Annotated in this window: 8 protein-coding genes and 1 rRNA gene; 2 read left to right on the forward strand and 7 right to left on the reverse strand. The window is 53.0% G+C overall.

What is annotated here, in order from left to right; genetic code table 11:
• Positions 1–22: 22 nt before the first annotated feature.
• Positions 23–1081, reverse strand: coding sequence for an ABC transporter substrate-binding protein (locus EDF78_RS19010; RefSeq protein WP_095924307.1), 1059 nt, complete (start codon positions 1079–1081; stop codon positions 23–25).
• Positions 1082–1285: 204 nt separating this feature from the next.
• Here EDF78_RS19010 and EDF78_RS19015 point away from each other — a divergent pair, with 204 nt between their 5' ends.
• Positions 1286–1996, forward strand: a complete 711-nt coding sequence (locus EDF78_RS19015) for a UTRA domain-containing protein (RefSeq protein WP_131694012.1) — start codon at positions 1286–1288, stop codon at positions 1994–1996.
• Between the two features lie 235 nt (positions 1997–2231).
• Here the strand turns inward: EDF78_RS19015 and metH are convergent, their stop codons facing one another.
• Positions 2232–5933 (reverse strand): methionine synthase, encoded by a 3702-nt coding sequence (gene metH / locus EDF78_RS19020; protein WP_133823662.1) that lies wholly within the window; start codon positions 5931–5933, stop codon positions 2232–2234.
• Positions 5934–6180: 247 nt separating this feature from the next.
• On the opposite strand from metH, the gene iclR reads away from it, so the two are divergent.
• Complete coding sequence (gene iclR, locus EDF78_RS19025; protein ID WP_095924304.1) at positions 6181–7023, forward strand: glyoxylate bypass operon transcriptional repressor IclR; 843 nt, start codon at positions 6181–6183, stop codon at positions 7021–7023.
• A 47-nt stretch (positions 7024–7070) separates the two neighbouring features.
• Here the strand turns inward: iclR and aceK are convergent, their stop codons facing one another.
• From aceK to rrf, 5 genes are all read right to left on the reverse strand, one after another.
• Positions 7071–8783: a bifunctional isocitrate dehydrogenase kinase/phosphatase gene (gene aceK / locus EDF78_RS19030; RefSeq protein WP_119823733.1), complete on the reverse strand. Its 1713-nt coding sequence runs from the start codon at positions 8781–8783 to the stop codon at positions 7071–7073.
• A gap of 51 nt (positions 8784–8834) precedes the next feature.
• Positions 8835–10157: an isocitrate lyase gene (gene aceA / locus EDF78_RS19035; RefSeq protein WP_133823663.1), complete on the reverse strand. Its 1323-nt coding sequence runs from the start codon at positions 10155–10157 to the stop codon at positions 8835–8837.
• Positions 10158–10197: 40 nt separating this feature from the next.
• Positions 10198–11796 carry a malate synthase A gene (aceB, locus tag EDF78_RS19040; RefSeq protein ID WP_133823664.1) on the reverse strand — a complete coding sequence of 533 codons (1599 nt, stop codon included), beginning with the start codon at positions 11794–11796 and terminating at the stop codon, positions 10198–10200.
• Between the two features lie 370 nt (positions 11797–12166).
• On the reverse strand, positions 12167–13096 hold the full coding sequence (metA, locus tag EDF78_RS19045; RefSeq protein ID WP_095924300.1) for a homoserine O-succinyltransferase: 930 nt from the start codon (positions 13094–13096) through the stop codon (positions 12167–12169).
• A gap of 292 nt (positions 13097–13388) precedes the next feature.
• Positions 13389–13474, reverse strand: a 5S ribosomal RNA gene (gene rrf, locus EDF78_RS19050); the annotation flags it as partial.

Raw genomic sequence — 13474 nt, forward strand, 5'->3', positions numbered from 1 at the left:
TGTTTCTTATTTGTTTAGGTCATTACTGCTGCATATTGATCATGACGTTTTCCTGCCACAGGCGAGGCAAGGTTTTTGCGCTCTTATCCCAGGCAGCGGGATCGGCAATCGGGTGCGCATTTTTGTATTCACCGGATGGCAGCAGTTTGGCTTTTGCGTCGTCCGGCAGGGTGATGTGGTCCGCACGGATCGGACGGGCATAACCCTGCGCTAAGTTGATCTGACCGGCATCAGAGAAGATGTATTCACGCGCCAGTTTGGCGGCATTCGGGTGTTTGGCGAATTTGTTGATGATGGTGGTATAACCGGAAGTGATGGAGCCGTCAGAAGGGATCACCACGTCGAAGCGGGTCTTATCAATTTTATCGCGATAGCTCAGACCGTTGAAGTCCCAGACCACACCCACCTGCACTTCACCTTTTTCCAGAGAAGCAATCACCGGGTTAGTCAGGCTCAGACGCCCTGCTTTCGCCAGTTTGCCGAAATATTCCAGACCCGGCTTGAGATCTTTTTCATTTCCGCCCATGGCGTAAGTGGCTGCCAGCACGCCGTTTGCGGCCTGCGCGGCGGTGCTCACATCACCGATTGTCACTTTGTATTTGCTCTTCAGCAGATCCGCCCAGCTGTGCGGCTCATCTTTAACCTGAGATTTATCAATGATGAACGCGATAGTGCCGGTGTAAGCGAGTGCCCACATACCGTCTTTATCTTTCGCCCAGTCTGGCACCTGATCCCAGGTGGTGGGTTTATAAGGCTGAGTCACGCCTTTTTGCACAGCAACCGGACCAAAGGCAGCACCCACGTCACCAATATCGGCGCTGGCATTGTCTTTCTCTGCCAGGAACTTTGCGATTTCCTGAGCAGAGCTCATGTCGGTATCGCTGTGCTTCAGGCCATATTTGGTGCTCAGATCAGCCCAGGTGGCTTTCCAGTTCGCCCAGTCATCAGGCATACCGACACTGTTTACCGTTCCTTCGGCTTGCGCCGCTTTCAGGAGTTCAGCAGGAGGTTCAGCGGCAAATGCCGATGAAGCGGAGAAGACAAGTGCGCTGGTTAACACAGAAGCGAACAACTGTTTCATAACGGATGCTCCGGATGGTAGTGTGTGTGAAATGCTGGTCTAGTCCAGCAAGAACCAAGCCAATCTAACGATCAATTGTGATAATTATATGTCAGAGCGAAAAAGCAGCAGTTTTAAGCTTCCAGCTGTTAACAGGCGCACATTATTTACGCGATAAAGAGTCGGATTGGTGCAAAAACGCACTGAAATGAGGCTTGCTGTCCGATGAGTGAAGCGCAGACCACCCTTGCCGTTATCTGCAAGGCATTGAGCGAAAGCATTGCAGCCGGGGCATTTTCTGCCGAGGGAAGGCTGCCTTCTGAGCGCGCGTTAAGTGAACAATTTTCTACTACCCGGATCACGTTACGGGAAGCCTTGAGCCAGCTTGAGGCACAGGGGCTGATTTACCGGGAAGTGCGCCGTGGCTGGTTTGTCTCCCCGCCGCGCATTATCTATAACCCGTTGCAAAGAAGTCACTTTCACGCCATGGCGAAAGATCAGGGCCGCAGCGCCCAGACCGAAGTGATTGATGCGAAGCACTGCATTGCCGGCCGTGCGGTGTGTCTGAAATTACTGTTACCACCAGACAGCGAGGTGATTTGCATCCGCCGGTTGCGGTATATCGACAACCGACCGGTACTGTATGTCGAACACTATCTCAATCCGTTGTATTTTCAGGGCATTCTCGACGCTGATCTCACGGCCTCCCTGACAGATTTGTATGCATCTCGTTATGATATTCATTACGGGCGGGTACGGTTCGATATGGTGCCGACATTGCTGAGCGGCGAGGCTTCACACGCGCTGCGCGTAGCGTCAGGCAGTCCGGCTCTGTTTATCACACGGACCAACCGCGACCAGCACGATCGGGTCATCGACTGTGATCTGGAATACTGGCGCTATGACGCTCTGCACATCGATGTGGAAGTGAGTTGATTTCAGGAAGAAGGCAAAGGGAAGATGAAAACCGGAAGAAGGTTCAGGAAAGCATGTCGGAATCCGTGAAAACAGGCAGATCGTAAAGACGCCGTAAAATCATCCCTGATGGCTCGAACCGCGCCATCCATGGCGCGGACGCTTTACTCTTCTGCCTGTTTTCACCTCCGGAGCCCGGAGGCTTAAGGTTTCACTGTTACCTGACATGCCCGTGAATTCACGGGCATTGAAAAGGTTAGTCGGCGTCGTAGCCCAGATTTGGCGCCAGCCAGCGTTCCACTTCAGCGACCGGCATATTTTTACGCGCGGCGTAATCCTCCACCTGATCACGCTGAATCTGCGCCACGGCAAAGTATTTGCTGTCAGGATGACTGAAGTACCAGCCCGATACCGCCGCCCCCGGCCACATAGCGAATGACTCGGTCAGTTGCATACCGGTGTTGGCTTCGACATCCAGCAGCTTCCAGATTTGCCCTTTTTCGGTATGTTCAGGACAGGCCGGATAGCCCGGAGCCGGACGTATCCCCTGATAATTTTCGCGGATCAGGTCTTCGTTACTCAGGTTCTCGTTAGCCGCAAAACCCCAGTACACCTTACGCACTTTTTCATGCAGGTATTCCGCGAACGCTTCTGCCAGACGATCAGCCAGCGCCTTGATCATGATCTTGTTGTAATCATCATGCTGCTTGTCATACGCCTCGGCCAGCGCGTCTTCTTCCAGCCCGCCGGTGACGGCAAACGCGCCCAGATAATCTTTTTTGCCGCTGGATTTCGGTGCGACAAAGTCAGCCAGACAGTAGTTGGCAAAATCCGTTTTTTCGGTTTGCTGACGCAGATGATGACTGACGACCAGCACGTCCTGACGGCGTTCGTCGCTGTAGATTTCGATGTCGTCGCCCTTGCGGTTTGCCGGGAACAGGCCGACCACACCGCGCGGATTCAGCAATTTCTCTGTGGAAAGCTTATCCAGCAGGTCATTGGCATCTTTGAACAGGCGCTTCGCTTCTTCGCCGACCACGTCGTCTTCCAGGATGCGCGGATATTTCCCGGCCAGCGACCAGGTCATAAAGAATGGCGTCCAGTCAATGTAGTTACGCAGCGTTTCAATGCTGGCTTCGACTTTCTGAATACCCAGACGATGCGCCACTGGCGGCGTGTAATCGTCCCAGTCAATCACAGTGGCGTTGTCGCGGGCCACCTCAAGGCTGACTGGCGGTGTGCGGGGTTTTTTACGGCCGTGCTGGATACGCACGGTGTCGTACTCTTTGCGCGTGCGTTCGATAAACGCGTCACGCTGATCTTTTGACAGCAACGCAGAGACCACGCCGACAGAACGCGAGGCGTTTTGCACATAGCAGGTTGCGCCACTGTAATTTTGTTCGATTTTAACTGCGGTGTGCGCTTTCGATGTGGTCGCGCCACCAATCAGCAACGGCATGGTGAAGCCGCGGCGTTCCATCTCTTTCGCCACGTTGACCATTTCGTCGAGCGACGGCGTAATCAGCCCGGAAAGCCCGATGATATCGACATTTTCTTCAATGGCGGTTTTCAGAATTTTGTCGGTCGGCACCATTACGCCGAGATCAATAATCTCGTAGTTATTACATTGCAGCACCACACCGACAATGTTTTTGCCGATGTCATGCACATCGCCTTTTACCGTGGCGAGCAGAATTTTGCCGTTGGTCTGGCCCTTCTCCTTACTGGCCTCGATGTACGGCTCAAGATAGGCCACTGCCTGTTTCATGACGCGTGCAGATTTCACCACCTGTGGCAGGAACATTTTACCGGCACCAAACAGGTCGCCGACGACGTTCATGCCGTCCATCAGCGGACCTTCAATCACTTCAATAGGACGCGCGGCCAGCTGACGGCACTCTTCTGTATCCAGCTCAATAAATTCAGTGATGCCTTTGACCAGCGAGTATTCGAGGCGTTTTTTGACTTCCCAGCTGCGCCATTCCGCCTGCTGCTTATTCGCTTCGCCATCGTCCTTGCTGCCCCGGTATTTTTCTGCCAGTTCCAGCAGACGTTCGGTACCATCGTCGCGGCGGTTGAGGATCACATCTTCAACGGCGTCGCGCAGTTCGGCCGGTAAGTCATCATAAATCGCCAACTGACCGGCGTTGACGATGCCCATATCCATACCGTTACGGATGGCGTGATACAGGAACACGGCGTGGATGGCTTCACGTACGGGTTCGTTACCACGGAATGAGAAGGAAACATTGGAAACACCGCCCGAAATCAGCGCGTGTGGCAACTCTGCTTTGATATCGGCGCAGGCTTCGATGAAATCGACGGCGTAGTTGTTATGCTCTTCAATGCCGGTGGCGACTGCGAAAATATTCGGGTCGAAAATGATGTCTTCCGGCGGAAAGCCGACTTTCTCCGTCAGCAGTTTGTAGGCACGACGACAGATTTCAATTTTGCGGGCGCGGGTGTCTGCCTGTCCGGTTTCATCGAACGCCATGACCACCATGGCCGCGCCATAACGGCGCACCATACGGGCATGGTGCAGGAAGGCTTCCTCGCCTTCTTTCATGGAAATCGAGTTAACAATCCCTTTGCCTTGAATGCATTTCAGGCCTTTTTCGATGACATCCCATTTGGAGGAGTCAATCATGATCGGCACGCGGGCGATATCCGGCTCACCGGCAATCAGGTTGAGGAAACGCACCATCGCCGCTTCGGCGTCGAGCATCCCTTCATCCATGTTGATGTCGATGATCTGCGCGCCACTTTCCACCTGCTGACGGGCTACGGCCAGAGCTTCCGCATACTTCTCTTCTTTAATCAGTCGCTTGAAACGTGCCGACCCGGTGACGTTGGTACGTTCGCCGACGTTGACGAACAAGGTTTGCGGGTCGATGGTCAGCGGTTCAAGACCTGCCAGCCGGCAGGCAACGGGAAGAGTTGGCAACACACGAGGCGGAACGCCTTCTACGGCTTTTACCATCGCCGCGATATGCGCAGGCGTGGTGCCACAACAGCCACCGACAATATTCAGAAAGCCCGAGCGCGCCCATTCGGCAATGTGCCCGGCCATTTCTTTGGCGTCCAGATCGTATTCACCAAAGGCATTCGGTAAACCGGCGTTCGGGTGAGCGGTCACGTAGCATTCTGCAATGCGTGATAATTCAGCGACATATTGACGTAGTTCATCCGGCCCCAGGGCGCAGTTCAGGCCAAAAGTCAGGGGCTTAACGTGGCGCAGGGAGTTATAAAAGGCTTCGGTGGTCTGCCCCGACAATGTACGGCCGGAGGCATCGGTAATGGTGCCGGAAACCATCACCGGCAGCACGATGCCCATCGCTTCGAATTCACTTTCTACCGCGAACGTCGCGGCTTTGGCATTGAGGGTGTCGAAGACGGTTTCGATCATGATCAGATCCGCACCGCCTTCGATCAGCGCGCGGGTCGATTCACGGTAAGCTTCGACCAGTTGATCGAAAGACACATTACGGAAGGCCGGATCGTTAACATCAGGCGAGATCGACGCCGTACGGTTGGTCGGGCCTAATACCCCGGCGACGTAACGTGGTTTATCCGGCGTGCGTGCGGTCCACTCATCGGCACACTGACGCGCCAGACGTGCGGCTTCGTAGTTAATTTCCGCCGACAGCGATTCCATATGGTAGTCAGCCATGGCAATCGTGGTGGAGTTAAAAGTGTTGGTTTCGAGGATATCCGCGCCAGCAGCAAGATAACCGTTGTGGATCTCGATGATCACTTCCGGTCTGGAAAGCACCAGAAGATCGTTATTGCCTTTCAGATCGCTTTCCCAGTCAGCAAAACGTTCGCCACGGTAATCTTCTTCTTCCAGACGATAGCTTTGGATCATGGTGCCCATGCCGCCGTCCAGAACCAAAATGCGCTGTGCCAGTTGCTTATGTAGCGCCTCAACTCGATTAGTCACTTTCACCTCATCACCCATCACGCACACCCGGCAAATTGTTCGTTCATACGCCGGAAATTATGGTCAACATCCTAGCATACCTTCCTCAGCCAAAAGCCCGCGCCGACGTGAGACTTTTTCAATTCGGGAAGACATCCCGCAAATGCGATGCAACACATCGGATGAGCGCAAAGGCAGGTTGCGATCCATACTGTAAAAACGAAAACCAATTCCAAAAATGACTTTTCTTCGCCAGCTTTTGGCGCATCTTACAAGGAACAGGCTCATGGCAACGTCCGTCTCAGCTCCGGCCAAACGTACTAAGAAAACCAAAGCCGCTGCCGCCACCAGCAGCGCCGCTACCGGGCAGGTTCAGTCCCTGACACGTGGCCTGAAATTGCTGGAATATATCGCGGAAGCCCAGGGCAGCGTGGCGCTGACCGATCTGGCTCAGCAGGCAGGATTACCCAATTCCACCACGCACCGTTTGCTGACGACCATGCAGCAGCAGGGGTTTGTTCGTCAGGTGGGCGATTTGGGCTTGTGGACCATTGGCTCGCATGCGTTTGTTGTCGGCAGCAGCTTCCTGCAGAGCCGCAATTTACTGGCAATGGTGCATCCGATGTTGCGCCGCCTGATGGAAGAATCCGGCGAAACGGTCAATCTGGCGGTGCTGGATCACAGTGACTATCAGGCGATCATCATCGATCAGGTGCAGTGCAATGCGCTGATGCGCATGTCCGCGCCGATTGGTGGCAAATTGCCAATGCATGCGTCAGGGGCCGGTAAAGCATTTCTTTCGACGCTGCCGGAAGAACGTCTGGCAAAACTGCTGCATAAGATTGGCTTGCACAGCTATACGCCGCTGACGAAAACCTCTCCGGCAAACCTGAAACAGGAGCTGGCGGATACACGCAAGCGCGGCTATGCCTTTGATGATGAAGAACATGCGCTGGGTTTGCGCTGTGTGGCGACCTGCATTTACGACGAGCATAACGATGCGTATGCGGCGATTTCTATCTCGGGTCCGGTTTCGCGGATCACCGATGACCGCGTGACCGAGCTGGGCGCGCTGGTGATCCACGCAGCAAAAGAAATTACGCAGGCGTACGGCGGCGGGAAACACTGAAAGAAAGACGACAATCCCGCCGGAGTGTGGCGGGATGATGAAGCGTTTTAACGGCGGCAGAAACGCTGAGAGCGGCGATAAGCAAAGACATCTTCAACGTGCCCTTCGCGGATGCGTTGTTGCAAATTACGCCAGTAAGCGGCGCAAAACAGGTCATCGTGTAATGCTTCAAAGATCTGGCCCAGACGTTTGTCACTGCATAAGAAATGCCGGAACTCCTCCGGGAAAACGTCTCCGGGTGCGATGCTGTACCAGGGTTCGCTGGCCAGTTCATCTTCAGGATATCGCGGTGCGGGAATGTCGCGGAAGTTTACTTCGGTCATGTAACAGATTTCATCGTAGTCATAAAACACCACGCGGCCATGACGGGTGACACCAAAATTCTTAAACAACATATCGCCGGGGAAGATGTTCGCTGCTGCCAGCTGTTTAATCGCGTTGCCATATTCCTCAATCACGTCATGAAGTTGCGCGTCACTGGCCTGTTCCAGATATAAATTCAGCGGCGTCATACGCCGTTCGATGTACAGATGTCTGAGCGCAATAGTGTCCCCCAGATCTTCGATTTTAGCGGGGACTTCGCGCTGAAGCTCTGCCATTAGTTCCGGGCTGATGTTTTTCTTCGGCAAAACAAAGTGCTCAAACTCCTGGGTATCGGCCATCCGCCCGACGCGATCGTGTTCTTTCACCAGCTGATAGCAGGCCATGACCTGAGCTTCAGTCACTTCTTTTTGCGGGGCAAAATTATCCTTTATCACTTTGAACACCCGGTCACTGCCGGGCAGGGTAAATACCAGCATCACCATGCCTTTGACGCCCGGCGCAATAATAAAAGGCTGGTCGGTTTGTGCCATAAAGCGCAGGTGCTCACGGTAACATTCTGTTTTTGCGTGCTTCTGGCAACCGATCGCGCTGTAAAGTTCAGCGGTAGTTTTGGCCGGTAAAATCTCACGCAACCATTCCACCAGCGCGCCAGGCTGCGGGGCATACACCATGAAGTACGAGCGGGCGAAGCCGAAAACAATGCTGGCGTCGTTGCTCTCAGTCAGACAGGCATCCACAAATAACTGATTCTGATGGCTGAGATGCACCGGTAATAACAGTGGGAATACCTGTGAACCGGCCCTGATTTTGCCGATGATCCACGCGGCTTTATTGCGATAGAAAATCTCGGTCGCGATCTCAATATCCGCATCCGCCAGCCACGTCGCAGAAAAGCGTTGCTGTAAGGCAGTCGCAATATAATCCACATCGCGATTCGCATCTTCCCACGCTAAACGCACCGGAAGGTCGCCCAGCACTTTTGCCAGCGTGACGATAAGCGTTCCGTTAACCGGATACCGCCGTGACAGAGGACGTGCGCAATGATGCGGCCGCAGGGAGGATTGTTCACTGAAAATAAAGAGTTTATCCGCCGTCAGATCCCTGTGTTTAAAAATCCGGCAATAGACTGAATTAAAGAAACTTTCTGCAATTTCAGCACGGGGATAGTCAGGCAGCAGGCCGGAGTAACATTCCTTTATACGGACCAGAAACGCGGCATCATAAAAGTGCTGGCCGGTGATGCATTTAAGCTGCGCGACAACCAGCCCGACATGGTGGTCATACAGATGAATACGCTGTTTCATCGCCGCCTGCACGGCAGGCCAGTCAGCATTTTCAAAGCGTTGCTGGGCGCCTGCCGTCACCTCAAGAAAACGGCCATACTGTGCGTCAAATCCCTGCAAAATGGTCTGCGCAATCAACAGCTCTATACGCATAGCGGCAGCTCCATGAGGAAAAGACCCGGCTTTCACCGGGCCTGCCGGGGATCAGTGTGACGTGGAGGAAAACTGCTGTTCTTCGGTCGAGCCGGTGAGCGCGGTAACCGAGGAACGCCCGCCCTGAATGATGGTGGTGACTTTGTCGAAATAGCCGGTTCCGACTTCCTGCTGGTGGGATGCAAAAGTGTAGCCGCGACCGATGGCGGCAAATTCCGGCTCCTGCACTTTTTCGACGTAGTGCTTCATCCCCTCACCCTGCGCATAAGCATGGGCAAGATCGAACATGTTGAACCACATGCTGTGAATGCCCGCCAGCGTGATGAACTGGTACTGATAGCCCATCGCAGCCAGCTGATCCTGGAAACTGGCGATGGTCTGATCGTCGAGATTTTTCTTCCAGTTAAACGATGGCGAGCAGTTATATGCCAGCAGTTTGCCCGGGAATTTGGCGTGAATAGCCTCGGCGAAACGCTGCGCCAGTTTGAGATCAGGCGTCGAGGTTTCGCACCACACGACGTCGGCATACGGGGCATACGCCAGCCCGCGGCTGATGGCCTGCTCAATCCCGGCGTGTGTCCGGTAGAAACCTTCGTGCGTTCTTTCACCGGTAATAAACTGGCTGTCATACGGGTCGCAGTCTGACGTCAGTAAATCAGCGGCATCCGCATCGGTACGCGCCACCAGCAACGTCGGTACACCCAGCACGTCGGCGGCGAGCCGCGCCGATACCAGTTTCTGGACGGCTTCCTGTGTGGGTACCAGAACTTTGCCCCCCATATGTCCGCACTTCTTCACGGCAGCAAGCTGATCTTCAAAGTGAACGGCTGCGGCACCGGCTTCAATCATCGATTTCATCAGCTCAAAAGCATTGAGCACGCCGCCAAAACCCGCTTCTGCATCAGCCACAATCGGCAGGAAATAATCGGTATAGCCCGGCTGACCCGGTTCAATGTTATTGGCCCACTGAATCTGATCCGCGCGGCGGAAAGTGTTGTTAATCCGCGCCACCACTTCAGGCACCGAATTCACCGGATATAAAGACTGGTCGGGGTACATACTCGAAGCCGTATTCGCATCGGCAGCCACCTGCCAGCCGGAAAGATAAATGGCCTCAATACCGGCTTTCGCCTGCTGCAATGCCTGTCCGCCAGTCAGTGCGCCCAGACAATTGACATACCCTTTACGCGAGGCCCCGTGCAGCAGATTCCACAGACGGGCGGCACCGTGCTGTGCCAGTGTGCATTCGGGATTGACCGAGCCGCGCAGGCTGATCACTTCTGCCGCAGTGTAAGGTCGGGTGATATTTTTCCAGCGTGGCTGGTTCCAGGTTTCTTCAAGCTGCTGAATTTGCTGAGTACGGGTCGCTTTCATGGCAAATGCTCCGGTCTTTTTATGTGTAGGATAAGAAGGATCAGGCCAGCAGCTGATAGCCCGGCAGTGTCAGGAAGTCGATGAGCTCATCCTGCGTGGTAATTTTTTCCATCAGCGCAGCCGCTTGTGTGAAGCGTCCTGCGCTGAAACGTTGTTCGCCCAGTTCCTGCCGGATGACCAGCATTTCTTCATTCAGCATGCGGCGGAATAAGGGTTTGGTAACGGGTTGTCCGTCGCTGAGCGTTTTGCCGTGGTGGATCCATTGCCAGATCGACGTGCGGGAGATTTCAGCCGTGGCGGCATCTTCCATCAAACCGTAAATCGGGACGCAGCCGTTTCCTGAAATCCAGGCCTCGATGTATTGCACCGCAACGCGGATATTGGCGCGCATGCCCTCTTCGGTGCGCTCACCGGCACAAGGTTCAAGCAACTGCTCTGCGGTGATTTCAGTGTCTTCTTCACGTAACACGTCCAGCTGATTTGATCGGCTGCCCAGCGCATTATCGAATGCTTCCAGCACCGTATCGGCCAGCCCCGGGTGCGCAATCCAGGTGCCATCATGGCCGTTACTTGCCTCCAGCTCTTTGTCTGTGCGGACTTTGTTCAGTACCCATTCGTTACGCTTAACATCTTTACTGGGGATAAATGCCGCCATGCCACCCATCGCAAATGCGCCACGGCGATGGCAGGTTTTGATCAGCAGCCGCGAGTACGCACTGAGGAAGGGTTGCGTCATGGTCACAGACTGGCGATCGGGTAATACGCGATCAGCATGATTTTTTAATGTTTTGATATAGCTGAAGATGTAATCCCAGCGGCCGCAGTTCAGGCCGACGATATGATCACGCAGGTGATAAAGAATTTCGTCCATCTGGAATACAGCGGGCAGGGTTTCAATCAGCACGGTCGCTTTGATTGTGCCACGGGATAATCCTGCATAATCTTCAGCAAAACTGAAGACCTGACTCCACCAGTCGGCCTCGTGACAGGACTGCATTTTGGGCAGATAGAAATAGGGACCGCTGCCTTTTGCCAGCAAAGCGCGATAGTTGTGGAAGAAGTACAACGCGAAATCGAACAGCGAACCGGGAATCGCCTCTCCCTGCCAGTTCACATGTTTTTCAGGTAAGTGCAGGCCACGGACACGGCACACCAAAACGGCCGGGTCAGGTTTGAGCTGATAAATTTTTCCGGATTCGTTGGTGTAGCTGATCGTCCCGTTTACCGCATCGCGTAAGTTGATCTGCCCTTCAATCACTTTCTGCCAGTCCGGAGCCAGAGAGTCCTCAAAGTCCGCCATGAAGACTTTTACATTGGCATTGAGCGCATTGATGACCATCTTACGTTCGACAGGCCCGGTAATTTCTACCCGTCGATCCAGCAGATCAGCAGGGATGCCCCGTATTTTCCAGTCTGCATTTTTAATGGAATGTGTTTCCGAAATAAAATCCGGTAACACACCCTGATCTATCTTCTGCTGGACGGCAATACGATCGGCCAGTAAACGGTTACGCAGTGGGGTAAAACGCACAACCAGCTCGGACAAGAAATCTACGGCTTCTTCAGTCAGAATCTGTGCCTCGTTTTCACCAAAACGGCGCGTAAAGCCAAGCTGATTGCGGGTAATTTGCTCTGACATCACTCTTCTCCTGATTTATCTGCCTAATCTGCCAGACCGCCTCACTGAACAGATGCTGTTACGGTCGAAAACTCACCCGAGACGCACTCATTATTTTGAGGCTTTTTTTCTCTGGTTATTTATTGCCCGATAGAGTTAAGCGTAATCAGGGATTTCATAAAATCAAAAACGATTTCCATTTTATTTTTTAAATTAAAAAGTTCCATTTTTAATCAATAAGATAAGAAGGAATAAATTTTCCATAAAATGGTAACGGATTTCGCATTTGAGAAATAAGAGATGAAGGATTGCGGCTCAGAGAAAAGGATCGTAGGGAAAGAAAGATAAGCAGACGACCGGGGAGATCGTCTGCAGAAAACGGAAAGAGGATTTACTCGAGTGTGGGATTCATCTGGCGCAGATCAAACGGTGTGATCTGATAAACGTAATAGTTCAGCCAGTTAGTAAACAGCAAGTGTCCGTGGCTACGCCAGGTCGCTTTGGGTGCCAGTTCGGCATTATCCTGCGGGAAATAGTTGTACGGCATTTCAGGCGACAAACCGGCAGCCACGTCCCGCAAATACTCTCCGGCCAGTGTCCCTGCATCATATTCAGGGTGTCCGGTCACGAAAGCCATCCGCTTATCCTTTGTGGCAAAGAGATAGGCACCGGCCTCCTCGGATTCAGCGAAAATATCCAGATCTGTATGCTGGCGAAGCACGTCTGCCGGGAAGTCTGCATAGCGCGAATGCGGTGCCAGGAAAGATTCATCGAAGCCACGGGTCAGTAACGCCAGCGGTTGCAGCGTCTGATGCGGATACACACCTGATAACTTCGCTTCACGGGTCATTTTAGGCAGGCCGTAAAGCACATTCAGCGCAGCCTGTACCGCCCAGCAAACAAACAGCGTTGATGTCACGTGTTCTTTCGCCCAGTGAATAACCCGTTCAATTTCAGGCCAGTACGCCACATCGCAAAAATCAACCAATCCCAGGGGCGCGCCGGTGACAATCAGACCATCGTAGTTGTCATGCTGAATATCTTCAAAGTCACAATAGAAGTTATTGAGGTGCTCGGCGGGGGTGTTTTTAGATTCGCGACTATCAATACGCAGCAGCTGCACATCAATTTGCAGAGGAGAGTTGGAAAGCAGTCGTAAAAACTGATTTTCAGTCTCAATTTTCTTCGGCATCAGGTTAAGAACCAGCACCTTAAGGGGACGGATCTCCTGTGTTTTCGCGCGTGATGATGTCATGACAAAGACATTCTCATTGCGCAGGAAATTCACGGCTGGTAATTCGTCTGGTACCCGGATCGGCATAACAACTTCCTCACTGCATCCATTTATACGTTTAGACTTCTAGATAGCCGAAGATAACGGGTTTTAATCAAGATGTCGAGCCTGCATGCAGTAAGTGAAAATGTTTCAGCTTCAGTTATTAATTTAGAGGGTTTAGTTATATAGGATCGGGAAAAAGAGTTGGTGAGCGATAAGGAGGATACTTCTGAACACTGAATTTCGCAGCTAATAGAGCAATAAGCGAACATAATTACCCAAATTTCCCATAGCAAAAAGCCCTGTACGTCAGTACAGGGCTTTCCACTTATTTGATGCCTGGCAGTTCCCTACTCTCGCATGGGGAGACCCCACACTACCATCGGCGCTACGGCGTTTCACTTCTGAGTTCGGCATGGGGTC

Origin of the sequence: Rahnella sp. BIGb0236, assembly GCF_004364755.1 — a bacterium.
Taxonomy (GTDB): domain Bacteria; phylum Pseudomonadota; class Gammaproteobacteria; order Enterobacterales; family Enterobacteriaceae; genus Rahnella; species Rahnella victoriana.